Source organism: Streptococcus sp. SP8 (assembly GCF_030440045.1).
GTDB classification, from domain to species: Bacteria; Bacillota; Bacilli; order Lactobacillales; family Streptococcaceae; genus Streptococcus; species Streptococcus parasanguinis_I.
On sequence record NZ_JAQFJL010000016.1, the window covers coordinates 25627 to 50806 of the forward strand.

Annotated in this window: 22 protein-coding genes; 20 read left to right on the plus strand and 2 right to left on the minus strand. The window is 43.8% G+C overall.

Annotation, left to right across the window (positions count from 1 at the left end):
* The first annotated feature begins 1 nt into the window (after position 1).
* From PCY11_RS09280 to PCY11_RS09295, 4 genes are all read left to right on the plus strand, one after another.
* On the plus strand, positions 2-1648 hold the full coding sequence (locus PCY11_RS09280) for a sensor histidine kinase (RefSeq protein ID WP_070465317.1): 1647 nt from the start codon (positions 2-4) through the stop codon (positions 1646-1648).
* A gap of 10 nt (positions 1649-1658) precedes the next feature.
* Entirely contained in the window at positions 1659-2963 is a 1305-nt protein-coding gene (locus PCY11_RS09285) for a response regulator transcription factor (RefSeq protein ID WP_049475194.1), read from the plus strand.
* Positions 2964-3157: 194 nt separating this feature from the next.
* Complete coding sequence (locus PCY11_RS09290; protein WP_070465310.1) at positions 3158-3751, plus strand: TetR/AcrR family transcriptional regulator; 594 nt, start codon at positions 3158-3160, stop codon at positions 3749-3751.
* On the plus strand, positions 3751-4314 hold the full coding sequence (locus PCY11_RS09295) for an NAD(P)H-dependent oxidoreductase (protein WP_003004666.1): 564 nt from the start codon (positions 3751-3753) through the stop codon (positions 4312-4314). Before PCY11_RS09290 ends, PCY11_RS09295 begins: the two co-directional genes overlap by 1 nt.
* Positions 4315-4399: 85 nt before the next feature.
* On the opposite strand, the gene PCY11_RS09300 is transcribed toward PCY11_RS09295, so the two are convergent.
* The gene (locus PCY11_RS09300; RefSeq protein WP_049475195.1) at positions 4400-5254 is read right to left on the minus strand and encodes a putative RNA methyltransferase; all 855 of its coding nucleotides are present in this window, start codon (positions 5252-5254) and stop codon (positions 4400-4402) included.
* Between the two features lie 235 nt (positions 5255-5489).
* On the opposite strand from PCY11_RS09300, the gene PCY11_RS09305 reads away from it, so the two are divergent.
* The 4 genes from PCY11_RS09305 to PCY11_RS09320 are packed head-to-tail and all read left to right on the plus strand — an operon-like array spanning position 5490 to position 8095.
* Positions 5490-6356, plus strand: a complete 867-nt coding sequence (locus PCY11_RS09305; protein ID WP_061590718.1) for an ABC transporter ATP-binding protein — start codon at positions 5490-5492, stop codon at positions 6354-6356.
* Positions 6356-7198, plus strand: coding sequence for an ABC transporter permease (locus tag PCY11_RS09310; protein WP_061590717.1), 843 nt, complete (start codon positions 6356-6358; stop codon positions 7196-7198). Before PCY11_RS09305 ends, PCY11_RS09310 begins: the two co-directional genes overlap by 1 nt.
* Before the next feature lie 18 nt (positions 7199-7216).
* Positions 7217-7672 carry a LytTR family DNA-binding domain-containing protein gene (locus PCY11_RS09315; RefSeq protein WP_301362717.1) on the plus strand — a complete coding sequence of 152 codons (456 nt, stop codon included), beginning with the start codon at positions 7217-7219 and terminating at the stop codon, positions 7670-7672.
* Positions 7673-7681: 9 nt separating this feature from the next.
* The gene (locus PCY11_RS09320; RefSeq protein WP_049513833.1) at positions 7682-8095 is read left to right on the plus strand and encodes a DUF3021 domain-containing protein; all 414 of its coding nucleotides are present in this window, start codon (positions 7682-7684) and stop codon (positions 8093-8095) included.
* A 61-nt stretch (positions 8096-8156) separates the two neighbouring features.
* Here the strand turns inward: PCY11_RS09320 and tyrS are convergent, their stop codons facing one another.
* Positions 8157-9413, minus strand: a complete 1257-nt coding sequence (gene tyrS, locus PCY11_RS09325; protein ID WP_003004779.1) for a tyrosine--tRNA ligase — start codon at positions 9411-9413, stop codon at positions 8157-8159.
* Between the two features lie 182 nt (positions 9414-9595).
* On the opposite strand from tyrS, the gene pbp1b reads away from it, so the two are divergent.
* The 12 genes from pbp1b (at position 9596) to PCY11_RS09385 (ending at position 25170) form a co-directional block, all read left to right on the plus strand.
* Positions 9596-12052 (plus strand): penicillin-binding protein PBP1B, encoded by a 2457-nt coding sequence (gene pbp1b / locus PCY11_RS09330; protein WP_301362718.1) that lies wholly within the window; start codon positions 9596-9598, stop codon positions 12050-12052.
* Between the two features lie 351 nt (positions 12053-12403).
* Positions 12404-15973, plus strand: coding sequence for a DNA-directed RNA polymerase subunit beta (gene rpoB / locus PCY11_RS09335; RefSeq protein ID WP_023919659.1), 3570 nt, complete (start codon positions 12404-12406; stop codon positions 15971-15973).
* A gap of 160 nt (positions 15974-16133) precedes the next feature.
* Entirely contained in the window at positions 16134-19787 is a 3654-nt protein-coding gene (gene rpoC / locus PCY11_RS09340; RefSeq protein WP_049523759.1) for a DNA-directed RNA polymerase subunit beta', read from the plus strand.
* 189 nt (positions 19788-19976) lie between these two features.
* Entirely contained in the window at positions 19977-20366 is a 390-nt protein-coding gene (locus PCY11_RS09345) for a DUF1033 family protein (protein WP_042759849.1), read from the plus strand.
* 87 nt (positions 20367-20453) lie between these two features.
* Positions 20454-21395: a competence type IV pilus ATPase ComGA gene (gene comGA / locus PCY11_RS09350; RefSeq protein WP_049475203.1), complete on the plus strand. Its 942-nt coding sequence runs from the start codon at positions 20454-20456 to the stop codon at positions 21393-21395.
* On the plus strand, positions 21328-22359 hold the full coding sequence (gene comGB / locus PCY11_RS09355) for a competence type IV pilus assembly protein ComGB (RefSeq protein WP_301362721.1): 1032 nt from the start codon (positions 21328-21330) through the stop codon (positions 22357-22359). Before comGA ends, comGB begins: the two co-directional genes overlap by 68 nt.
* Positions 22356-22673 carry a competence type IV pilus major pilin ComGC gene (gene comGC / locus PCY11_RS09360; RefSeq protein ID WP_003004178.1) on the plus strand — a complete coding sequence of 106 codons (318 nt, stop codon included), beginning with the start codon at positions 22356-22358 and terminating at the stop codon, positions 22671-22673. The genes comGB and comGC overlap by 4 nt, the downstream gene beginning before the upstream one ends.
* Positions 22663-23067 (plus strand): competence type IV pilus minor pilin ComGD, encoded by a 405-nt coding sequence (gene comGD / locus PCY11_RS09365; RefSeq protein WP_003004513.1) that lies wholly within the window; start codon positions 22663-22665, stop codon positions 23065-23067. The genes comGC and comGD overlap by 11 nt, the downstream gene beginning before the upstream one ends.
* The gene (gene comGE, locus PCY11_RS09370) at positions 23033-23320 is read left to right on the plus strand and encodes a competence type IV pilus minor pilin ComGE (RefSeq protein WP_003004353.1); all 288 of its coding nucleotides are present in this window, start codon (positions 23033-23035) and stop codon (positions 23318-23320) included. The genes comGD and comGE overlap by 35 nt, the downstream gene beginning before the upstream one ends.
* A complete protein-coding gene (gene comGF, locus PCY11_RS09375) occupies positions 23310-23762 on the plus strand; it encodes a competence type IV pilus minor pilin ComGF (protein ID WP_024054897.1) in 453 nt (150 codons plus the stop codon). The genes comGE and comGF overlap by 11 nt, the downstream gene beginning before the upstream one ends.
* Complete coding sequence (gene comGG / locus PCY11_RS09380; protein ID WP_223345756.1) at positions 23749-24186, plus strand: competence type IV pilus minor pilin ComGG; 438 nt, start codon at positions 23749-23751, stop codon at positions 24184-24186. The genes comGF and comGG overlap by 14 nt, the downstream gene beginning before the upstream one ends.
* A gap of 30 nt (positions 24187-24216) precedes the next feature.
* Positions 24217-25170 (plus strand): class I SAM-dependent methyltransferase, encoded by a 954-nt coding sequence (locus PCY11_RS09385; protein ID WP_070664743.1) that lies wholly within the window; start codon positions 24217-24219, stop codon positions 25168-25170.
* The last annotated feature ends 10 nt before the right edge of the window (positions 25171-25180 follow it).

Genomic DNA, 25180 nt, shown 5'->3' on the forward strand with positions numbered 1-25180 from the left:
GATGAAAAAAATCTGGTTAAGTACGCTTTTAAAATTCTACGCCTATGTCATGGTGGTCATTTTGACCATTATGGGCCTGGTCGTCGCGGGGATCTCTTGGAAAAACCAGCAAGCTGAAGCCGACCGGATCTCCCAACGGGTCTTGACCGAAGTGGTGACGGATCTTGAGACCTCTTATCAACGGGTCACACAAGAAGGTCGTAGCCTCGTTGAGAACCCTGCAAAATTAGAAGGAGTTTATCGCTATTTTACCTTGTCACCATCGGAGTATGAGACTTGGCGATTGAATGCCCAATTCCCTTCTTATATCCAATTGTCCCTACATAAGAATATTGACAGTCTCTATTTGAGCAATAAAAACATCGAGGGTATCGATGTCACCTTGTCTGATTACAAGACGGTATTTGTCTCTACCCGGCAATCACAGGGAGGCAAGCAAGTCTCAGCGGACCATTACAAGGCTCCTGCGACAGCCATTCCGGTTCCTTTGACAGATCCGACTACGGGTGCTGGAGTTGGGATTGCTTATATGACGCTGAACCAAGAAATTTTGACGGCAGCGATTGATAACGCCAGGGGCGATCTTCCGGTCGCTGTGCGGATCTTCACTCCCTTTGGGAAAGAGATGTACCATGAAGGGGATAAGGGGCAATCAAAGGATGTTAAATGGCAAACCCGCAGCACGATCTATGGCTACAAGGTGGATGTAGCTGTTTCTGAAAGTTATCTGGTCAAGAAGGGTCTAGCTAATCTGACCACTTTTCTCTCCATTGCTTTCCTAATTTTCTTGATCCTTTACTTGTTATTACGGCAGATTTTCAAAAATTACCGGCGTCAAGTCCTCGACTTGGTCGATACCATGAATCAGATCAGTCAAGGCGATAGCGAACGACGGATTGATACGTCCACGAAGGACCAAGAACTCTTGGTTATCGGGGATATGATCAATACCATGTTAGACAATATGGATAAGAACATTCGGGATATCTACCAGCTGCAGCTCAGCCAAAAAGACGCCAATATGCGGGCCTTACAAGCCCAGATCAATCCCCACTTCATGTACAATACACTGGAATTTATCCGGATGTATGCCGTCATGCAAGAGCAAGATGAATTGGGTGATATTATCTATGAGTTTAGTAGTCTCTTGCGAAATAATATCTCAGATGAGCGAGTGACGACAGTTGAAAATGAGCTCGAATTTTGTCGCAAATACAGCTACCTCTGTATGGTGCGTTATCCAAAATCGATTGCCTATGGCTTTAAGATCGATCCAGGCTTGGAAAAGATGAAGATTCCAAAATTCACCATCCAGCCTTTGGTCGAGAACTATTTTGCACATGGAGTGGATCACAAACGCAAGGACAATGTGATTAGTGTCAAAGTCTTGCAAGGAGAAGGGCAAGTCATGATCCTAGTTACTGATAATGGGCGCGGAATGGAAGAAGAACAGCAAGAAAAAATTCAAGAGATACTAGCCAATCGCAATCCACGCTCAGAAATCGAAGAAAAGAGTGGCCGGCAGTCCATCGGAATCGTCAATGTCCATGAACGTATGCTACTCTATTTTGGAGATCGCTACCATATCCAAGTCTTCTCCCAACCTCACCATGGAGTGACCTATACGATAACTATTCAAGATGAATAAAGGAGACAGAATGTACAAAGTCTTATTAGTAGACGATGAGTATATGATTACAGAAGGGTTAAAAAAATTAATCCCCTTTGACCACTGGAATATGGAAGTGGTCGCAACTGCAGAAGATGCAGACCAGGCCCTTGATTATGTGCGAGAGCATCCGGTGGATGTGGTGATCACGGATGTCAATATGCCTGGAAAGACCGGACTTCAGATGATTGCAGAGATGAAGGATTTGATACCAGATGCTGCTTTTATCATTATGTCAGGCTATCAGGATTTTGAATATGTCAAGACAGCCCTCAATTTGCGCGTGGCAGACTACCTGCTCAAACCGGTCAATAAGGTGGAAATGGGCAATATCTTAGAAAAAATTCAGCACCAAATCCAGCAACCAAGCCAAGAGTTAGCCAACCGTTTGATTCACGATGATATCTCTGAGGAAGAGTTTTGTCGGTATATCGCAGGACGAAATTCACTGTGGATTGGGGTTGCTAAGGAGAAAAAAGGCTTTATCAGCTCATCTTACCAAGTTCTCGGGCAAAATCTTCAACTCTTTATCTCAGATCAAGAAGAAGAAGCTATGATTGAGAAGGCCTTTGAGCCCCCTTATAAGGAGCACTTTCGTCAATTTAAGGACCTAGTGGAGCGGAGCCTCTTTTATGGAGCGATCCCTCTCAATCAAGATGAGGAAGTCTTTAACTACTACGAGCCGGCCTACCGGGTGATCATGCAAGGAAATATCCAACAGATCTTAGAAGAACTGGATTGGTTGGAAAAAATGATTCTTGAGAAGACACCCAAGGTTTCGCTGACCAAGCAGCTCTTTATCCAATTTTTGATGGATGTCTTTCATTTGTTTGAATACCTGCAAGGAGATGATTTGGCCGATGTGGTCAAGAAAGTCCAAGAAGCTGCTACCTTTAGCGAGATGATTAGCTTCATCCAGGAAGAGCTGTCCCGTTTCTTATCCCACTATCGGATGAACGAAAATGTAGCGAGTGTCCTCCAAGTGATTAGCCGTGATTACCAAAAAGAGCTGTCGCTCAAGGACATCAGTCAGGCTCTCTTTATCAATCCAGTCTATTTAGGCCAATTGATTAAACGAGAAACCAATGCAACGTTCGCAGAACTCCTCAATAAACAGCGGATTAAGGCGGCCCAGCAGCTCCTCTTATCGACCAATGACAGTATTGAAGATATCTGCTATAAGGTCGGTTACAGTAATGTAGGCTATTTTTATAAGGTTTTCCGTAAACTCTGTGGAAAATCGCCTAAAACCTATCGCTTACAAGTCATGACAGAGCATGCAGAAGATGAGTAAAAGGCTGAGACGATTTGTCTCAGCCTTTTGATTGAAGATAAAGTCTTCTTAGAAACTTTCCTTAGGTGAGTACGTGACAGAAGGTCAGAGACCCTGAAGCTAAGTTTTGAGTATTTTTTATTTGACAAATATAAGTAGACAGTGTATACTTTAAAAAGTAGACGGCGTATACTTTGATAAGGAAAGGTGGTCAAATGAAACGGAATACGGAAGAACTGAAAGAAAAGTTAATTTTGGTCGGCATTGAAGAAATCAGAACTAACGGGATTGACCGGATGTCTATGCGTACAATAGCTCAAAAATGCGGGGTGACTCATGGAGCTCCCTATAAGCATTTTGGAAGTAAAGATAGATATATTCAAGTGGTTATGGAACACTTATCAATGTTCTTTTTGAAAAATATGATACAAGGGATTGATACTTCTATAGATGCAAGAACTCAACTAACTCTGATGGGCTGTAACTTTGTAAGGTTTGCCCAAGAGGAACCCTATCTATTTGAAGCATTATTTATCAAATTTCCATATAACTATTTGGAGTTATCTCAGGAAACTATTTCAGTCAACTCCTCTTTACCAGGATTTGAACATTTTAAGTCGGTAGCGTTAAGACTTAAAGATGAGGAAAATCTTTCTAGTAGTGACGCAGAAATTTTGATCCATTTTTGGAGTTTTATTGCTGGTTTGGCTCTATTGGTAAGGAGTCCCGTTGGAGAAAGCTTTAAAGAAAATGATGTTCAAAAGACCGTTAGAACGATGCTTGATATTTATATAAAAGGAGATAGCTGATGAATGTTTTAATAATCTATTCACATCCGAATGAAACAAGTTATAATGCATCAATCCTTCAAACTGTGCAAAAGCATTTAGCACCAGAGCATGAGGTTAAAATAGTAGACTTATATAAAGAAAACTTTGATCCGGTTTTACGTTTTGATGAAAGGCATAAAAGGAGAGATTTACAGCATAATGAAGACATGAAACCGTATAGAGATTTATTGAGTTGGGCGGATCAGTTGATTTTTATTTTCCCTACTTGGTGGAGTGGAATGCCAGCTATTTTAAAAGGTTTTATTGATCGTGTTTTTGTTGCAGGTTTTGCTTATCAGAATGGACCTCGAGGTCCGGTGGGGCAACTAGATGGAAAAGCGTGGATCATTACGACGCATAATACGCCAAAAATTTTTCTTCCTTTTTCTCAAGACTACGCAAAGGTTCTAAAATCCCAAATCTTGAAACCCTGTGGTATTAAACCGGTTAAAGTGACACAAGTTACACGAGTGGAGTATATGAGTGATCGTCAACGGAAAGAAGAACTCGAAAAAATCGCACAGATAGCCAAAAGGATTTAAAAACGTGCGTTACAAGTCATGACAGAGCATGCAGAAGATGAGTAAAAGGCTGAGACGATTTGTCTCAGCCTTTTTACTTTTCATTTTACGTTCTTTGTATCTTGATTTTCCCAACCAATATTTGGGCCTCAATGGTGATTTCTGTGAGTTGGGTCCAGTCGATTTTTTCTTGGTCTACGTGAAATAGAAGAGGGGTCATGGCGAGGAGCGCCTGGCGTTCTTCAGGAGTTAAACTCTTGGTGAGGCTGACCGTTTCGGATGAGAGGATTTGGCAGTGGTCTTCAAAGTGCACCAAAATTTCCTGGTTGGAGTAGGATTGCTTGGTCAATTGATCTTGGGCCAACTGACGAATTTCTTTCAGATGAGAAGAGGTTGGAACGACCTTAATGATGACCCCTTCAGCCTTTAAAACACGCTCAAATTCAGCGTAATTAGCCGGGGAGAAGATGTCCAAAATGACCTCTATACTCTTGGATTGAATGGGTAAATGAGCCAAGTCTCCTACAAACCAATTGACCTTCCAGCTAGCGTCACTCTTGGCAGCTAGTTGCACAGATTCCTTGGAAAGATCAAAGGCATAGAAAGTAGCCTTGGGATAGGCTTCTTGTAGTTTTCGGGAGTAATAGCCTTCTCCGCAACCGATATCTAGAATTCTAGCATCACTGGTCGGAATTTTTTGTCCGATCGCTGTTAGAATCGGCTCATAAAAACCTGCTTCTAAGATCAGCTGGCGATTCTGGAAATTTTCTTTGTCATAGTCCTTCGATTGTTTGATCTGAGGAGCCAGGTTGACATAGCCAAATTTTGCTAAATCAAAAGAATGGCCCTTGGGACATTTAAAACTGGTCCCCACAAGTTCTAGGTTCAATTGACAAATGGGACAGGCAAAAGCAGTGGCTGTTTGAAATCGTTGTAATTTTGGTTTGATCGGTGTATTCATATTAGTAGTGTAACAAAAGAGCCTCTAGATAGCAACCGATGTTTTAATGGGACTAAGTCACACTTTTTTAACGAATCTACGCGGTATTGAATGGAACTTGAGTCTCTTTATTTAATTTCCTCATTTTAATCTCTTCTATCTCGCCACTCATCTCTTCATTTTGACCACTTATCCCCAAAAGCCGTTTTTTAAGCGGCTTTTTTGCTAGACTGGTTCTATCAAAAGGAGAGAGAACATGATATTACAAGCTAAAAACATCAGTAAACGATATGGAAATCATTTAGCCGTAAACAATATTCACTTACAGTTTGAAAAGGGAACCTTTAATGCAATTCTAGGACCAAATGGGGCGGGGAAATCAACGACGATTTCCATGTTGATTGGTTTGAAACAAGCAACGCAAGGTGAAATCATCTATGAACCAGATACTAAAATTGGTGTGGTCTTCCAGACTAGTGTCTTAGATGAGATGCTAACGGTTAGAGAAAATCTGACCATTCGTGCCAGACAGTACAAAGGCCTAAAACCCAATCGTGTATCTAGTCTCATTAATCGGCTAGGTCTATCAGCTTTCCAAAAGCAGAAATACGGGACGCTTTCAGGTGGCCAAAAGCGTCGGGTTGATATTGCGCGTGCTTTGCTCTCACAACCAGATATTCTTTTCTTAGACGAACCAACGACAGGTTTAGACATTCAAACCCGGAAGTCTATTTGGGATTTGCTCTATCAATTGCAGAAAGAAGAGGGAATGACTGTTGTTTTGACCACGCATTATCTTGACGAGGCAGATGAAGCTGATCAAATTTATATTGTAGACCATGGGGAAGTGATTGCTCAAGGATCGGCACTAGATATTAAGAGTCAATATGCAAAAAGCATCTTGAAGATTCGTTTCAAGGAGAGACAGCAGATAGAAAGTCTCAAAACTTCGGGAATGTCAGTAGAGCAACAAAGTCAATTGGAGTATGTTTTTCAACCTGAGAGTGAAAGGGAAGCCATTGATTACCTGACACAAGTTAGAGATAATCTAGCCCATTTTGAGTTTCGTCCAGGGACCATGGATGATGCCTTTATTGCACTTACAGGAAGGGAGGTTCGCTAATGCTAGCCTTACTAAAGCGAAATTTTTTATTGTACTTCAGGAATCGTTCAGGAGTTTTCTTCTCTCTGTTGGGAGCCTTGATTTCCTTTGTTCTCTATATTATTTTTCTTCAAAAAAATCTAACAGATGCTTGGGCTCAGCTCCCCAATAGTGGTCCTGTGTTAAATAATTGGTTAATGAGTGGGACGCTGGCTGTGACAGGGATTACGACAAGTCTGGCTTCCCTGACTCAGTTAGTAAAGGACCGTGAACATCAAGTAGATCAGGATCTTTATTTATCGGATCAAGGGAAGTGGCGGTTAGCATTTTCGTATCTAACGAGTGCGATCATCATTTCTTTTTCCATGCAGATCCTTATGTATGTGCTGATGTGTGGCTATTTTAGAGAAGTTCCAACCTTATCTCTATTACCTGAAGTGCTCCTCATTATGCTCCTTAGTAGCCTGCTTTCTAGCTTAGTGAATGCCATTTTTGTTTATTTTTTCCAATCCGTAGACAGTCTTGGGAAGTTTTCGACCATAGTGGGTACAGCTTCTGGTTTTTTGGTAGGGACTTATGTTCCTTTAGGTGTTTTACCCACTTTTGCACAATCACTAATGAAGTGCACTCCAGCAACTTATATTGCTGCACTTTATCGACAAGTCCTCATGAAAGAAGCATTAAGTGAGACCTTTAAAGGTCAAGATAATCTTCTTCGAGAGTTTCAAGAAAAAATGGGTGTTCAGCTCAAATGGCAAACTTTATTGACAAAGGAACAAACATACCTTATAGTGTTAGGAGATATTCTTCTAGCTTTGGGGATTTGGATTTCCTTGGCAAAAAGATCGAGTAAAAGAAAGTAAGTGAGAATTGGAGTAGGAATGAAGATTCGTTTTGAGGAAAAACAAGATATCCCAGAAAACGACCCCTGTGTGGTCATTCAAGCCAAGCAATTATCTGATCAAGCACGAGAGGTGATGGAGTATCTCGAACAATTTTCGACAGTGAATCAAGTAGTGATCCCTATCAAAACAAATGATCATTTGATCATGGTGAAAATTGATGACATTATTCTAGCTGAGATTGATAAGAATCAGCTAACCATTTATACGATAGACAAAACGTTCACCATCAGAGATACTTTGATAAATTTTCAACATCGGATTAATCGTCGTAATTTTTTACAGATATCACGCCACGCGGTGATGAATATCGACCATTTAGAATCGCTATCGGATAGTTTTTCAGGCAATATGATGGCTAAACTGACACGTGGAGTAAAATCAAGTGTCAGTCGGAAATATGTCAAATCCTTGATGGATTATTTAGGGGTATAGGAGAAAGTGATGAAACGAGTTATAGCTTATTTTGTATCTGGTATGAGGACAGGATCCTTCTTTTATTTGTGTTTGGTGTTATTATCCCATGTCTATACCAACATCGTCTATCCCGCTGTAAATGTCCGCAACATCCTAGCGATATTTTTGATGAGTGGGACAATGGGGGTCTTGACCTTCATTCTTGAGGAAGAAGAGTTTTTGACCTATAGTTTGCGTGTGGCTTTGCATTTAGTTGTGACAGCTGCCATCTTAGCATTAACCTACTTGTTTTTTGGCTGGGGGACAGCCTTACGGAGCCCGATTCCTTGGTTGATCTTTCTAGCCATTTACGGCCTGATCTGGCTGTACCAGATTTGGCAACTCCATAAAAAAACTCAACGAATCAACCAAGCTTTGTTGCATCGCAGAAAAGGGAAATAGTCCCAGAAAAAGTGTATAAGAAAACCACGAAGTTCATACGAAACTTCGTGGTTTTACTTTCTTAATAAGTCAAAACAAAGTATTTTTTCTTACCGCGACGGATAACGGTCAATTCATTTTCTAATTTATCGCTATCGCTCAAGACATAGTCAAGGTCTTGGATGCGTTCGCCATTGACGTAGATCGCTCCATTTTGAACATCTTCGCGGGCTTGGCGTTTAGAATTCACTACACCAGCTGTGACCAAGAGTTCTACAATGTTGAGGTTGTCTTCTGCTTGGACCTGGTAGTTTGGCACACCACGAAGGCCTTGTTTGAGTTCTTTGACAGACAAGTTCTTGATGTTTCCTGCAAAGAGTTGTTCCGTGATGTTGAGGGCTTCTTTGTAGGCTTCTTCACCGTGAACGAGGGTGACCACTTCACGCGCCAAGATCTTTTGAGCTAAGCGTTCATGAGGAGCAGCTTCAAACTGTTTACGGATCTCTTCAATCTCATCAAGTGACAAGAATGTGAAGATCTTCAAGAAGCGCACAGCATCCGCATCCATCACATTCATCCAGAATTGGTACATTTCGTATGGAGATGTTTTGTCTGCATTGAGCCAGACCGCATTGCCTTCTGATTTACCGAATTTCTTACCAGTTGCATCTGTGATCAAAGGAACAGTCATAACATGACCAGTTTTATCTGCTTTACGACGCATCAACTCAGTACCGGCTGTCATGTTTCCCCATTGGTCAGATCCACCGATTTGAAGGGTTACATTGTGTTCTTGGTTGAGGACGTAGAAGTCATAGCCTTGCATGATTTGGTAGGCAAACTCTGTGTAAGAAATCCCTGTTTCAATCCGTTTTTTAACAGATTCTTTACTCATCATAGCATTGACCGTAAAGTATTTTCCAACATCACGAAGGAAGTCAATAAAGCTAATGCTTCCGAACCAATCGTAGTTGTTGACCATTTCGGCTTTATTGTCACCATTTTCAAAATCGAGGAAACGAGACAATTGCCCTTGAATGGAGCGAACCCATTCTTGTACAGTTTCTTTTGTTTGGAGACTACGTTCAGCATCTTTGAAGGACGGATCACCAATGAGACCAGTCGCACCGCCAACGAGCGCATAAGGTTTGTGGCCTGCTAATTGAAGGCGACGGCTCGTCAAGATGGCAACCAAGTGACCAAGGTGAAGGCTGTCAGCAGTTGGATCATAACCAGTATAATAAGAAACCTGACCTTCTTCCAGTGCTTTGCGCAAGGCTTCTTCATCCGTCGTTTGAAATACCAAACCACGCTCTTTTAGCTCATCAAAAATGTGCATGTGTCTTTTCTCCTTTATAAGTTTATTCATTTCTCTATTCTACCATAAACCACGGAAATGGCAATGGTTTCCATCATTTTCTTGACCTTACTCAAGAAGATTGAGTGACGATTTCTACGCTCTTGTGATTGAAAACAAAGGGTCTAATCTGCTATAATATAGGGAACAAGGAGAAAGAATCAGTGAATCAATTAAAAGAGAAGCTGCAAGAATTTTGGACGAAGATTCAAAAATTCTTTGCAAAGATGTATACAGAAACTCCGAATAAGGAAAAAAATGAGGAAAGTAGCTGGTCTGTCGGTGATATTTTTGCGACCTTTTTACGAACCCTCAAACTCTTGTGGGATGTCATGATCGCCCTGTTCGTGTGCCTCTTTTTATTTGGCGCAGGGATCGGGATTGGTTATGCGGCGAGCCTCTTTAGTAACGTCAAGGTTCCAAAGACAGAAGAATTGGTCCAGCAGGTTCGCAACGTCAGCAGTGTTTCAAAACTGACTTATTCCGATAAGAGCTTGATTGCAGAAGTGGACAGTGATTTGATCCGTACGCCAGTAGCAGGAGACGCCATTTCGGACAATGTCAAGAAGGCTGTGATCGCTACTGAGGATGAGAATTTTGAAAGCCACAAGGGGGTTGTACCTAAAGCCGTTCTTCGGGCAACACTTGGATCTGTAGCCGGCGTGGGTTCCTCAAGTGGGGGATCAACCCTGACCCAGCAGTTGATCAAACAGCAAGTCGTGGGAGACGCTCCAACCTTTACTCGTAAGGCGACAGAGATTGTCGATGCCTTGGCTTTAGAGCGGGGAATGGATAAAAATGAAATCCTAACCACCTACTTAAATGTTTCGCCTTTTGGACGAAACAATCGGGGACAAAATATTGCGGGTGTGGAAGCTGCAGCTCAAGGAATCTTTGGCGTCTCTGCCAAAGACTTGACCGTTCCACAAGCGGCCTTTATCGCTGGCTTGCCACAAAGTCCGATTGTCTACTCTCCTTATGCTGCAGACGGTAGCCTAAAGAGCAAGGAGAACCTCGAGTTAGGTCTGGCGCGTGCCAAAGACGTTTTGTTCAATATGTACCGGACAGGAGCCTTGTCGAAAAAAGACTACGAGACCTATGCTCAGTACGACTTGACCAAAGACTTCATCGCTCCAGATGGCATCGAGAAAACACCGCATGACTACCTCTACTTCCAAGCCATGGCAGAAGCAAAAGAGGCCATGTATGATTACTTGATCAAGCGAGACAATGTCACCAAGCAAGACCTGAAAAATAATGAAACCGTCAAGGCTTACCAGGAATTAGCTGAGAGCGAGTTGCGCGAAGGTGGCTACACCATTCAAACCACGATTAACAAACCGGTTCACAATGCGATGCAGGCCGCGGTATCGAATTTTGGAAGTGTCTTGGATGATGGGACGGGTCTTGTAGAAGTTGGGAATGTCCTTATGGACAACCGAACGGGTGCCGTTTTAGGATTTATCGGTGGACGGAATTTTGACGGCAACCAAAACAACCATGCTTTTGATACAGAGCGTTCCCCAGGGTCTACTATCAAACCGCTGTTGGCATATGGGATTGCCATCGACCAAGGCTTGATGGGAAGCAATAGCATCCTTTCTAACTACCCGACTAATTTCTCAAGTGGGGAGCCGATCATGCACGTGGATAGCCGAGGGACAGCCATGATGGATCTTCGTGAGGCCCTCAATACCTCATGGAATATTCCAGCTTACTGGACTTACCGGACCCTTCGTGAAAAGGGTGTGGATGTTCCATCCTACATGAAGAAAATGGGCTATGATATCCCTGAATATGGTATTGAGAGTCTGCCGATGGGGGGAGGAATTGAGGTCACTGTTGCCCAACATACCAATGGTTTCCAAACCATTGCTAACAATGGGAACTACCTCAAACGCTACATGGTAGAGCAAATCATTGATCGAGATGGGGATGTAGTCTACAAGCACGAGGCAGATCCTGTTCGTGTTTACTCTCCAGCAACGGCAACGATTATGCAGGATCTCTTGCGCGGGGTTATTACGTCTGGTGCAACAACGACCTTTAAGTCACGGATTAGCCAAGTCAACCCAACGCTGGCAGGTGCTGACTGGATTGGAAAAACCGGTACCACTAACTCAAATGGGGATATGTGGCTCATGCTGTCCACCCCAAATGTTTCTTTAGGAGGTTGGATTGGCCATGACAACAATGCTTCCATGCAAACCTTGACCGGATACAACAACAATGCCCAATACATGGCGCAGTTGGCGAATGCAATCTACCAAGCAGATCCAAGTCTCTTTGGAATTCAGGATAAATTCACTCTCGATAAGAGTGTGATCCGCTCTGAAGTGCTCAAATCGACGGGTGAAAGACCGGGTCGCGTCAATGTCAATGGCCGAGATATCGATGTGAGCGGTCAAACGGTGACGAGCCTTTGGGCCAAAAACGGAGCGCCAACCACTCAATACCACTTTGCCATCGGGGGATCGGATAGCGATTATCAAAGTGCTTGGGCAGCAATTCTCGGCAATAGCAGTGGAAATCAGTCGAATAATAAGAACAATTCGACAACCAATAGTTCATCAAGCAATAGTTCAAATCGAAACAGCTCAAATCGTGGCAATCGACGCTAGTCTGATCCAGTAGAAAACCTAGAGAAAGCCTTGATTTTTGGAGCAAAAAACGGTATAATAGTGATAACTAATTTGTCGTGTGCTTTATTTGAAATATTGTCCAAATAAGAGCTTACAGCAGTTAAATCTTACTTGAATAAGTCGATTTAGCTGCTCTTTTTGTGCCTAATTTTCAGAAAAATCCTAGTTTGTTACACAAATTTAATTTTTCTAAAAATTACAAAAAGCGACGAATGAGGTGAAGAGACAGCTCTTCACGTGATGCAAATCACACAATTGTAGTTAAAACCGGATAGGTGGTGAAAGTCATTTTACCAAGCTATCCTAGTATGGAAAAAGGAGTTAAAAACTTTGGCAGGACATGACGTTCAATACGGGAAACATCGGACCCGTCGTAGTTTTTCAAGAATCAAAGAGGTTCTTGATTTACCAAACTTGATTGAAATCCAGACAGACTCATTCAAAGATTTCTTGGATCATGGCTTGAAGGAAGTATTTGAAGATGTGCTTCCCATCTCAAACTTCACGGATACAATGGAATTGGAATTTGTGGGTTATGAAATCCGCGAACCTAAGTATTCACTTGAAGAAGCGCGCATCCACGATGCGAGCTACTCAGCACCAATCTTTGTGACCTTCCGTTTGGTCAACAAAGAAACCGGTGAAATCAAGACCCAAGAAGTTTTCTTTGGTGATTTCCCAATCATGACGGAGATGGGAACCTTCATCATCAATGGTGGAGAACGGATTATCGTATCTCAGTTGGTCCGCTCACCAGGTGTCTACTTCAATGATAAGGTGGACAAGAATGGTAAGGTTGGTTATGGATCAACGGTTATCCCTAACCGTGGGGCTTGGTTAGAGCTTGAAACTGACTCAAAAGACATTGCTTACACACGTATCGACCGCACACGTAAAATTCCATTTACAACCCTTGTGCGTGCTCTTGGATTCTCTGGAGATGATGAAATCATCGATATCTTTGGGGACAGCGAATTGGTTCGCAATACCATTGAAAAAGATATCCACAAAAATCCAATGGATTCACGGACAGATGAAGCCCTCAAAGAAATCTACGAGCGTCTTCGTCCAGGTGAACCAAAAACAGCGGAAAGCTCACGTAGCTTGTTGGTAGCTCGTTTCTTTGATCCACGTCGTTATGACTTGGCACCAGTTGGTCGCTACAAGATCAACAAGAAACTCAATATCAAGAACCGCTTGTTGAACCAAACAATCGCAGAACCATTGGTAGATGCTGAAACAGGGGAAATCCTTGTAGAAGCTGGTACTGTCATGACGCGCGATGTGATCGACAGCATCTCAGAACAATTGGATAACGGTTTGAACAAAATCACCTACATTCCAAATGATGCTGCTGTTTTGACAGAACCAGTTGAATTGCAAAAATTCAAAGTTGTCGCTCCAACAGATCCAGACCGCGTTGTCACCATCATCGGAAATGCTAACCCATCTGACAAAGTACGGATTGTGACTCCAGCTGATATCTTGGCAGAAATGAGCTATTTCTTGAACCTTGCAGAAGGTATTGGCCGTGTAGATGATATCGACCACCTTGGAAATCGTCGGATTCGTGCCGTTGGTGAATTGCTTGCCAACCAAGTGCGTCTTGGACTTTCACGGATGGAACGAAACGTTCGCGAACGGATGTCTGTACAAGATAACGACGTCTTGACACCACAACAAATCATCAACATCCGCCCAGTAACTGCAGCAATTAAAGAATTCTTTGGATCTTCACAGTTGTCACAGTTCATGGACCAACACAACCCACTTTCTGAGTTGTCTCACAAACGTCGTTTGTCTGCCTTAGGGCCTGGTGGTTTGACACGTGACCGTGCCGGATATGAAGTGCGTGACGTGCACTATACCCACTATGGTCGTATGTGTCCGATCGAAACACCTGAAGGACCAAACATCGGTTTGATCAACAACTTGTCATCTTATGGACACTTGAACAAATATGGCTTCATCCAAACGCCATACCGTAAAGTGGACCGGGAAAAAGGTGTAGTCACCAACGAAATCGTTTGGTTGACAGCCGATGAAGAAGATGAGTACATCGTCGCTCAGGCTAACTCTAAGTTGAACGAAAAGGGTGGCTTTGCTGAGCCAATCGTTATGGGACGTCACCGTGGTAACAACCAAGAATTCCCATCTGATCAAGTCGACTACATGGACGTATCTCCAAAACAAGTAGTTGCCGTTGCGACAGCATGTATTCCTTTCTTGGAAAACGATGACTCCAACCGTGCCCTCATGGGTGCCAACATGCAACGTCAGGCTGTGCCATTGATCGATCCAAAAGCCCCTTATGTGGGTACTGGTATGGAATACCAAGCAGCCCATGACTCAGGAGCTGCAGTCATTGCTCAACACGATGGTAAAGTTACTTATGCAGATGCAGACAAGGTAGAAGTTCGTCGGGAAGACGGTTCGCTTGATGTCTACCATATTCAAAAATTCCGTCGTTCAAACTCAGGTACTGCCTACAACCAACGTACCCTTGTAAAAGTTGGCGATGTCGTTGAAAAAGGCGACTTTATCGCTGATGGTCCATCGATGGAAAAAGGGGAAATGGCCCTTGGTCAAAACCCAATTGTCGCTTACATGACTTGGGAAGGGTATAACTTCGAGGATGCCGTTATCATGAGCGAACGCTTGGTGAAAGAAGATGTCTACACATCTGTTCACTTGGAAGAATTCGAATCAGAAACACGCGATACCAAGTTAGGCCCTGAAGAAATTACCCGTGAAATTCCAAACGTCGGTGAAGATGCTCTTCGTGACTTGGATGAAACAGGTATTATCCGTATTGGTGCAGAAGTAAAAGAAGGCGATATCCTTGTCGGTAAGGTAACACCGAAGGGTGAAAAAGACCTTTCTGCTGAAGAACGTCTCCTTCACGCGATCTTTGGAGATAAATCTCGTGAAGTGCGGGATACTTCTCTTCGTGTACCTCACGGTGGAGATGGAGTCGTTCGTGATGTTAAGATCTTTACACGTGCAAACGGAGATGAATTGCAATCTGGTGTGAACATGTTGGTTCGTGTTTACATCGCACAAAAACGCAAGATCCGCGTCGGAGATAAGATGGCCGGTCGTCACGGAAACAAAGGGGTTGTGTCTCGTATTGTTCCAGTTGAAGATATGCCTTACCTTCCAGACGGTACACCGGTTGATATCATGTTGAACCCTCTTGGGGTGCCATCACGTATGAATATCGGTCAGGTTATGGAACTTCACCTTGGTATGGCGGCTCGTAACTTGGGTATCCATATCGCAACACCAGTCTTTGACGGAGCAAGCTCAGAAGATCTCTGGGATACTGTGAAAGAAGCTGGTATGGATAGCGATGCCAAGACCATCCTTTACGATGGACGTACAGGTGAGCCGTTTGACAACCGTGTTTCTGTCGGTGTCATGTACATGATCAAGCTTCACCACATGGTTGATGATAAACTCCATGCCCGTTCAGTCGGACCATACTCAATGGTTACCCAACAACCACTCGGAGGGAAAGCTCAGTTTGGTGGACAACGTTTCGGGGAAATGGAAGTGTGGGCCCTTGAGGCTTATGGTGCATCAAATGTCCTTCAAGAAATCTTGACCTACAAGTCAGATGATGTCAACGGACGTTTGAAAGCTTATGAAGCGATTACCAAAGGTAAACCAATTCCAAAACCAGGTGTACCAGAATCCTTCCGCGTTCTTGTCAAAGAATTGCAATCTCTTGGTCTTGACATGCGTGTCTTGGACGAAGATGATCAAGAAGTGGAACTTCGTGACCTTGATGAAGGGGAAGACGATGATGTGATTCATGTGGATGACCTTGAAAAAGCACGTGAAAAAGCAGCCAAGGAAGCAAAAGCAGCCTTTGATGCTGAAGAATCAGAAAAATAATCAGTAAAAATGATTGTCCTGTGAGAAACCAATACTTCTGACAGGATGATTCGATAACAAGATACAGACACAAGGCGGTGGCAAGAAAGTTTCCTTTCTTCCCCCACCTAAGGCTGTATCCAAATGAAACAAGTATGAAAACAAGGAAAGGTAAGAAATAGTGGTTGATGTAAATCGTTTTAAAAGTATGCAAATCACCCTAGCTTCTCCAAGCAAGGTCCGTTCATGGTCTTATGGAGAGGTCAAGAAACCTGAAACAATCAACTACCGTACATTGAAACCAGAACGTGAAGGTCTCTTTGATGAAGTCATCTTTGGACCTACAAAAGACTGGGAATGTGCGTGTGGGAAATACAAACGGATCCGCTACAAAGGGATCGTTTGTGACCGCTGTGGTGTTGAAGTAACACGTGCGAAAGTTCGTCGTGAACGCATGGGGCACATCGAGTTGAAAGCGCCTGTATCACACATCTGGTACTTCAAAGGCATCCCTTCTCGTATGGGATTGACCTTGGATATGAGCCCTCGTGCCCTTGAAGAAGTCATTTACTTCGCAGCTTACGTGGTGATCGATCCAAAAGATACACCACTTGAGCACAAATCCATCATGACAGAACGTGAATACCGTGAACGCTTGCGTGAATACGGACCAGGTTCCTTTGTAGCTAAGATGGGTGCAGAAGCGATCCAAGACCTCTTGAAACAAGTGGATTTGGAAGCTGAAATTGCTCTCTTGAAAGAAGAATTGAAGACTGCAACTGGTCAAAAACGTGTGAAGGCTGTTCGTCGTTTGGATGTCTTGGATGCCTTCTACAAATCTGGTAACAAGCCAGAATGGATGGTTCTCAACATCCTTCCAGTTATTCCACCAGATCTTCGTCCGATGGTCCAATTGGATGGTGGCCGTTTTGCTGCCTCTGACTTGAACGACCTTTACCGCCGTGTAATCAACCGGAACAACCGTTTGGCACGTTTGCTTGAGTTGAATGCCCCTGGTATCATCGTGCAAAACGAAAAACGGATGCTCCAAGAAGCCGTTGATGCTTTGATCGATAACGGTCGTCGTGGTCGTCCGATCACAGGACCAGGTAGCCGTCCACTGAAATCATTGAGTCACATGCTCAAAGGGAAACAAGGACGCTTCCGTCAAAACTTGCTCGGTAAACGGGTTGACTTCTCAGGACGTTCCGTTATCGCCGTTGGTCCAACTCTTAAGATGTACCAATGTGGTGTGCCACGTGAAATGGCGATCGAGCTCTTCAAACCATTCGTCATGCGTGAAATCGTTGCGCGTGATATCGTGCAAAACGTTAAAGCTGCAAAACGCTTGGTCGAACGCGGAGATGAACGCATCTGGGATATCCTAGAAGAAGTGATCAAAGAACACCCAGTTCTCTTGAACCGCGCACCGACCCTTCACCGTTTGGGGATCCAAGCTTTTGAACCTGTCTTGATTGACGGGAAAGCCCTTCGCTTGCACCCACTTGTCTGTGAAGCCTACAATGCCGACTTTGACGGTGACCAAATGGCCATCCACGTACCGCTTTCAGAAGAAGCTCAAGCAGAAGCTCGTATCTTGATGTTGGCTGCTGAGCACATCTTGAATCCAAAAGACGGTAAACCAGTTGTTACCCCATCTCAGGATATGGTATTGGGGAACTACTACCTCACTATGGAAGAAGCTGGTCGTGAAGGAGAAGGCATGGTCTTCAAAGACCGTGATGAAGCGGTCATGGCTCTTCGCAATGGCTATGTTCACTTGCATACACGTGTCGGAATTGCGACAGATAGCTTGAACAAACCATGGACAGAAGCGCAACAACACAAGATTCTCTTGACAACTGTTGGTAAGATCCTCTTTAACGATATCATGCCTGCAGAGCTTCCATACCTTCAAGAGCCAAATAATGCCAACTTGACAGAAGGCGTTCCAGCTAAGTACTTCTTGGAGCCTGGTCAAGATGTCAAAGCAGCGATTGAGAAATTGGAATTAAACGTTCCATTCAAGAAGAAAAATCTTGGAAATATCATCGCAGAAATCTTCAAACGCTTCCGTACAACTGAAACATCTGCTTTCTTGGACCGCTTGAAAGACTTGGGTTACCATCACTCAACCCTTGCTGGTTTGACAGTGGGGATTGCCGATATTCCGGTCGTTGAAGATAAAGCAGAAATCATTGAAGAATCTCACAAACGTGTGGAACAAATCACTAAACAATTCCGTCGTGGTTTGATCACAGATGATGAACGCTACAATGCCGTTACAGCTGAATGGCGTGCAGCCCGTGAAAAATTGGAAAAACGCTTAGTGGATAACCAAGATCCGAAGAACCCAATCGTTATGATGATGGACTCTGGAGCCCGTGGTAACATTTCAAACTTCTCGCAACTTGCCGGTATGCGTGGTTTGATGGCCGCTCCAAACGGACGGATCATGGAATTGCCAATCCTGTCAAACTTCCGCGAAGGTTTGTCAGTACTGGAAATGTTCTTCTCAACTCACGGTGCCCGTAAAGGGATGACCGATACGGCCCTTAAGACAGCCGACTCAGGTTACTTGACTCGTCGTTTGGTTGACGTTGCCCAAGACGTTATTATTCGTGAAGATGACTGTGGAACAGACCGTGGACTTGTAATCCGTGCCATTACTGATGGCAAGGAAATGATCGAGCCACTCGAAGAACGCTTGACAGGTCGTTATACTAAGAAATCTGTTAAACACCCTGAAACAGGTGAAGTCATCGTTGGGCCAGATACCTTGATCTCAGAAGACCTAGCACGTGAAATTGTTAATGCTGGTGTGGAAGAAGTCACTATCCGCTCTGTCTTTACATGTAACACCCGCCATGGTGTCTGCCGTCACTGTTATGGTATCAACTTGGCGACTGGTGATGCGGTTGAAGTGGGTGAAGCAGTCGGAACCATCGCTGCCCAATCTATCGGGGAACCTGGTACACAGTTGACCATGCGTACCTTCCACACGGGTGGGGTTGCCTCAAATACCGATATCACTCAAGGTCTTCCTCGTGTCCAAGAAATCTTTGAAGCCCGCAATCCAAAAGGGGAAGCGGTCATCACTGAGGTCAAAGGGGAAGTCACAGCCATCGAAGAAGATGCTTCTACACGGACCAAGAAAGTCTTTGTTAGCGGAGCAACTGGTGAAGGTGAATACGTTGTCCCTTACACTGCCCGCATGAAAGTCGAAGTAGGAGATCAAGTCTCTCGTGGTGCGGCTCTGACAGAAGGGTCTATCCAACCAAAACGTCTCCTTGCCGTTCGTGATGTCTTGTCGGTTGAAACTTACCTTCTTGCGGAAGTACAAAAAGTATACCGTAGCCAAGGGGTAGAAATCGGCGACAAACACATCGAGGTAATGGTTCGTCAAATGATCCGTAAAGTACGTGTCATGGATCCAGGAGATACAGACCTTCTCATGGGTACGCTTATGGACATTACAGACTTTACAGATGCTAATAAGGATGTCCTTATCTCTGGTGGAGTTCCTGCGACTGCTCGTCCAGTACTTATGGGAATCACCAAAGCCTCTCTTGAAACCAACAGTTTCTTGTCAGCTGCTTCCTTCCAAGAAACCACTCGTGTTCTTACTGACGCAGCGATCCGTGGTAAGAAAGACCATCTCCTTGGACTGAAGGAAAATGTTATCATTGGTAAGATTATTCCTGCAGGTACAGGGATGGCTCGTTACCGTAACTTGGAACCACAAGCGATTAACGAAGTTGAAATCATCGAAGAAGTGCCAGTAACAGATGGAACAGTCGATGAAGTTCAAACAGCTGAAGTCGTAGAAGAATAAGAAAATTAGTCGGAACTACATGTTCCGGCTTTTTTTGAAAAAAGGAACCAATAGCAATTAGGCAGTCTATTTTTGGAAAATAATTGTGAAAATCACCTGAAAACTACCTGAAAATCATGCTCTGAGCAGAAAACTTTTATTCTCAAAGGATTTTCTATATAATAGAGGATACAAAGGATGGAAGAGTTTATGTATCGAGTGATTGAAATGTACGGGGACTGTGAACCCTGGTGGTTTTTAGAAGGTTGGGAAGAAGATATCGTCAGTAGCCGGAAGTTTGAAGACTATTACCAGGCTTTGAAATACTACAAGCAGAAGTGGTTGGAGTTGAATGCACACTTTCCAAGTTATAAGAGTCGGAGTGATCTCATGACGATCTTTTGGGATACCAACGAGCAAGAGTGGTGTGAGGACTGCAGTGAAGATGTGCAGTTTTTCCATTCGATTGTCCTTCTAGAAGACGAGCACAAGATCCCTAAAAGCAAGCTCCGCCCAGGCTACGAAAAGGAAAGAGGCAGTCGCAAACACCGTTCTTGTCAATATACACTCGATTCAAAAAAGGGGACAACCCTGTCATAAGAGACATTCGGAAGATTTTTTAGAGCGATCTAGAAAGTCTTCTTTTTTTGTCTTCTTTTTCGAATAGTATAAGTGAGAGGAGGAACTATGGTTCAAGAAATTGCAAAAAAACTGATCCGCATGGGGAAAAAGGAAGAAGCTCAGGATCTTTACTTCATTCCTCGGAAGGAGGAGTACCAGGTTTTTATGAGGGTGGGAGATGAGAGGCGCTTTGTGCAATCCTTCCCTTTTGAGGACATGACGGCTATTATCAGCCACTTTAAGTTCGTGGCAGGGATGAATGTGGGAGAAAAAAGGCGCAGCCAGCTAGGGTCGTGTGATTACCCATTAGAGGATGGAGTGGTTTCGATTCGCTTGTCGACGGTGGGGGATTATCGTGGTTATGAAAGCTTGGTCATTCGGCTCTTGCATGATGAGGAACGTGAATTGCGGTTTTGGTTTGATCAGTTGCCAGACTTGCAGAAGAAATTGGCCGGTCGTGGTCTCTATCTCTTTGCAGGTCCTGTTGGTTCGGGAAAGACCACTCTCATGCATGCTTTAGCCCAAGAGCGCTTTGCGGACCAGCAAGTCATGTCTATTGAAGATCCTGTCGAGATCAAGCAGGACAATATGCTTCAACTTCAGCTGAATGACCAGATCGGCATGACCTATGACAACCTGATCAAACTCTCCTTACGCCATCGGCCGGACCTTCTCATTATTGGAGAGATCCGAGATAGGGAAACAGCTCGTGCGGTCGTACGAGCTAGTTTGACAGGAGTCACCGTCTTCTCTACTATTCATGCGAAAAGCGTTCGAGGTGTTTATGAGAGGCTCTTAGAACTTGGAGTGAGTGAGGAAGAGCTCAAGATTGTTTTACAAGGTATTTGCTACCAACGATTAATTGCAGGAGGAGGTGTGGTCGATTTTGCGACGGAAAACTACCAAGAGCACTCAGCCAGCCGCTGGAACCAACAAATGGATCTCTTGGCTCAATCGGGATATATCCAGCTGGCTCAGGCCCAAGCCGAAAAAATTATCTACCGCTAAACAAAAGCAAATCATCGAATTGTTTTTGAATCTTTATTCAAGTGGTTTTCACCTATCTGAGATTGTCGATTTTCTGGATCGCTCTCACCTAGTGGAGAGTCGTTTGGTTTCCCAGATGCGAGAGGATCTCTCGCGGGGGCGGAGTTTTTCAGAGATGATGGCAGGGATCGGTTTTTCAGATGCGGTCACGACACAGCTGTCTCTCGCTGAGCTCCATGGCAATCTTGCATTGAGCTTGGAGAAAATCAGTGCTTACCTAGAAAACATGCGCAAGGTCAAGAAAAAGCTGATTGAGGTGAGCACCTATCCTCTTATCTTGCTTGGGTTTTTAGTTCTGATTATGCTAGGCTTGCGCAATTATTTGCTTCCTCAAATGGATGCTCAAAATATTGGGACGCAATTGATCAGTTCCTTCCCCCAACTCTTTTTGGCCTTAGGAGTGGGACTGGTGACCTTCTTCTTACTCGGCTTTCTCTATTACCGCCAGTCAGGCAAGATCAACGTTTTTAGAAGCTTGTCTCATCTGCCTTTCGGGAAAGGCATGATTCAAGCTTATTTGACAGCCTATTATGCCAGAGAATGGGGCAATCTGATTGGGCAAGGATTGGAGTTGTCTCAGATTTTTTTCATGATGCAGGAGCAAAAATCCCAGCTTTTTCAAGAAATTGGAAGGGACTTAGCTCTTTCTTTAGACCGTGGCCAGTCCTTTTCAGAGACGGTCAGGGGGTATACTTTTTTCAAAAAAGAATTGCCCCTTATGATTGAATACGGTGAAGTCAAATCAAAGCTCGGAAGTGAGCTAGAGATCTACGCTGAAAAAACATGGGAAGATTTCTTTCGTCGGGTTCACAAGGCCATGAATGTAATACAACCCTTGGTGTTTGTCTTTGTGGCTCTTGTGATTGTGTTACTCTATGCAGCCATGTTGCTGCCGATTTATCAAAATATGGAGGTCCATTTATGAAAACATTAAAAACCTATAAGGTTAAAGCCTTTACACTGATTGAAATGTTGGTGGTCTTATTGATCATCAGTGTGCTCTTATTGCTCTTTGTGCCGAATTTGACCAAGCAAAAAGACTCCGTGAAAGAGACAGGAAATGCAGCGGTTGTGAAGGTGGTCGAAAGCCAGGCTGAATTGTACGAGCTCAATCATACCAATGACCAAGCTACTCTAGCAAAGCTGATTGCTGATGGAAATATTACCAACAAACAAGCAGAGTCCTACCGTGCCTATTATGCGAAAAATAGTGGAGAAACTCGTGCGGTTGCAGATTAAGGCCTTCACCTTGGTGGAGACTCTTCTGACCTTGATGATCGTCAGTTTTATCTATCTGGGCTTATCGGGATCGATCAAGACGAGCTTTCAGCAGGTGGAAGAAAAAGTATTTTTTGCAGAGTTTGAACACCTCTATCAAGAAAGCCAGAAAATAGCGCTGGCAAGGCAAACGGAATTGGATGTTGAAGTGACTGCAAGGAAGATTCAAACGCCTTACCAGACGGTGGAGATTCCTGATTCTGTCATTTTGCAAGATCCTAAAACTATTCGTTTAGACCGAGCAGGTGGCAATTCATCCCTGGCCAATGTTCACTTTCAGACACAGAGAGGAGTGGTGACCTATCAACTGTCGCTTGGAAATGGGAAAATTAAAAAAAGCATCCGTTCCCGCTAGTATTCTCATAGAATCCTTAGTTGCCTTGGGTTTATTTGCCATGATTACGACCTTATTGTTAGGGGAGATCCGGCGTTCGCGCAAGGAGCGACTAGCGGATTTCAAAGAGGTAGAGGTCTTATCTGTCGCTCAAATGGCGCTTCAGACAGGGCAAAATCATCTGGAGGCCAATGGTATTCAGGTTCAAGTCGAAAAAGATGCCGATCAGCTCACGGTCTATCATCAAGGGAAGGTGGTACTGCATGTGGAATAACGGAAAGGTCAATGCCTTTACCCTGCTCGAAGCCTTGGTCGCTCTCTTGGTGCTCAGTGGGGGTGTGTTGGTCTTTCAAGGCTTGACCAAGCTCCTGCATGCTGAATTGGACTACCAGGCGCATCAAAAGCAGGAAGAATGGGTACTTTTTCAGCAACAATTGCAGGTGGAATTGGATCGGAGCCATTTTGAAAAAGTAGCGGACAATCATATCTACTTGGTTCAGGATCAAAAACCAATTGCCATTGGTCAATCTAAAGGAGATGATATCCGAAAAACAGATGATAAGGGCAGGGGCTATCAGCCTATGATTTCAGGAGTTCGCTCTAGCCAAATTTGGCAGGAGGGAGAGTTGATTCATCTGCGTTTGAATTTTGAAGAAGGTCTAGAAAGGGAGTATGTCTACCATGTGGTACCAGCGATGCAAAATGAAAAAAGTTAAGGCTGGTGTCTTGCTCTACGCCCTCTTGATGGCAGCGATTTTTAGTCTCTTGCTTCAGTTTTACCTGCACCGTCAGGTTGCGGAGAGACGGATCTTAAAGACGAGTCAAGATCGCCTTCGGGCCTATGCTTTGGTGCAATTGGCTCTTGAAAAGAGAAAGAGTGATGAGAAGACATCAGAGATTCATTTAAAGTCTGGAACAGTTCAGCTAAAGAAGGATCCTGGTTTTCTTCATGCCCAGGCTAAGATGGATGGAGAAAGCTATGAGTTTGTTCTTCCTGTAAGGGAAGAAAAGGAAAGCAAGAAGAGTCAAAAAGAAAAGAAGAAGACGCAGAAAGATAAGGAGAAGGCAGGGAGCGAAAAGCCTTCTGAAGAGACGCCAAAAGAGGCCAAGGAGCCATCAGAAAATAGCGAAAAAGACTAATTTTTGGTATGATAGGGTGCGGAGGAAATCATGAATTTCGAAAAAATTGAACAAGCCTATACCTATCTATTAGAAAACACTCAAAGTATTCAAAATGAATTGTCGACCAACTTTTATGACGCCCTGATTGAACAAAATGCCATGTATTTAGAAGGCAAGACAGATCTAGATATTGTCAAAAACAATAGCAAAAAATTAAAAGAACTAGGTTTAAGTAAGGAAGAATGGCGCAGAGCCTACCAATTCCTTTTTATGAAAGCTGCTCAGACGGAACCTTTACAAGCGAATCACCAGTTCACACCAGATGCGATTGGTTTTATCATTACATTTTTGATCGATCAGTTGGCCAAAGGCGACCAACTGGATGTCTTAGAAGTGGGAAGTGGAACTGGAAATCTCGCTGAGACCATTGTCAACAATAGCCGTCTCACGATTGATTACTTAGGATTGGAAGTAGATGATCTCTTGATTGATCTATCTGCTAGTATCGCAGACGTGATGGAATCCAGTGTTGTCTTTGCACAAGGCGACGCGGTGCGTCCTCAAGTTTTAAAAGAAAGTGACTTGATCGTTAGCGACTTACCGATTGGCTATTATCCAGATGATGCAATTGCCCAGCGCTATCAGGTGGCGAGCTCCGAAGGCCATACCTATGCCCATCACCTCATGATGGAACAGGCTCTGAAATACCTGAAACCTCAAGGAGTAGCCATCTTTTTAGCTCCAAACAACCTCTTGACGAGCCCTCAGAGTGATCTGTTGAAAGCTTGGCTAACAGACAAAGCCCAAATTCTTGCCATGCTGACCTTGCCAGAATCTCTTTTTTCAAATCCAGCCTATGCTAAGACGATTTTCGTCCTACGAAAACAAGAAGAAGAGTCTGTTCAGCCCTTTGTCTATCCTTTTACCGATCTCCAGGATCAAGACCAGGTGGTTCACTTTATGGAAAGTTTCCAAAACTGGTTAAAGGATAGTGAAATTTGATCAAAGATCT

What these genes read in the sequence shown, in the direction of transcription:
- PCY11_RS09320 (WP_049513833.1), top strand. Translation starts at nt 7,682, where the DNA reads ATGAAACGAGTTATAGCTTATTTTGTATCTGGTATGAGGACAGGATCC.
- comGA (WP_049475203.1), top strand. Translation starts at nt 20,454, where the DNA reads ATGGTTCAAGAAATTGCAAAAAAACTGATCCGCATGGGGAAAAAGGAA.
- PCY11_RS09295 (WP_003004666.1), top strand. Translation starts at nt 3,751, where the DNA reads ATGAATGTTTTAATAATCTATTCACATCCGAATGAAACAAGTTATAAT.
- PCY11_RS09280 (WP_070465317.1), top strand. Translation starts at nt 2, where the DNA reads ATGAAAAAAATCTGGTTAAGTACGCTTTTAAAATTCTACGCCTATGTC.
- PCY11_RS09315 (WP_301362717.1), top strand. Translation starts at nt 7,217, where the DNA reads ATGAAGATTCGTTTTGAGGAAAAACAAGATATCCCAGAAAACGACCCC.
- PCY11_RS09310 (WP_061590717.1), top strand. Translation starts at nt 6,356, where the DNA reads ATGCTAGCCTTACTAAAGCGAAATTTTTTATTGTACTTCAGGAATCGT.
- PCY11_RS09300 (WP_049475195.1), bottom strand. Translation starts at nt 5,254, where the DNA reads ATGAATACACCGATCAAACCAAAATTACAACGATTTCAAACAGCCACT.
- comGF (WP_024054897.1), top strand. Translation starts at nt 23,310, where the DNA reads ATGTGGAATAACGGAAAGGTCAATGCCTTTACCCTGCTCGAAGCCTTG.
- PCY11_RS09305 (WP_061590718.1), top strand. Translation starts at nt 5,490, where the DNA reads ATGATATTACAAGCTAAAAACATCAGTAAACGATATGGAAATCATTTA.
- tyrS (WP_003004779.1), bottom strand. Translation starts at nt 9,413, where the DNA reads ATGCACATTTTTGATGAGCTAAAAGAGCGTGGTTTGGTATTTCAAACG.
- comGG (WP_223345756.1), top strand. Translation starts at nt 23,749, where the DNA reads ATGAAAAAAGTTAAGGCTGGTGTCTTGCTCTACGCCCTCTTGATGGCA.
- PCY11_RS09345 (WP_042759849.1), top strand. Translation starts at nt 19,977, where the DNA reads ATGTATCGAGTGATTGAAATGTACGGGGACTGTGAACCCTGGTGGTTT.
- comGE (WP_003004353.1), top strand. Translation starts at nt 23,033, where the DNA reads ATGGGAAAATTAAAAAAAGCATCCGTTCCCGCTAGTATTCTCATAGAA.
- PCY11_RS09290 (WP_070465310.1), top strand. Translation starts at nt 3,158, where the DNA reads ATGAAACGGAATACGGAAGAACTGAAAGAAAAGTTAATTTTGGTCGGC.
- PCY11_RS09285 (WP_049475194.1), top strand. Translation starts at nt 1,659, where the DNA reads ATGTACAAAGTCTTATTAGTAGACGATGAGTATATGATTACAGAAGGG.
- PCY11_RS09385 (WP_070664743.1), top strand. Translation starts at nt 24,217, where the DNA reads ATGAATTTCGAAAAAATTGAACAAGCCTATACCTATCTATTAGAAAAC.
- comGC (WP_003004178.1), top strand. Translation starts at nt 22,356, where the DNA reads ATGAAAACATTAAAAACCTATAAGGTTAAAGCCTTTACACTGATTGAA.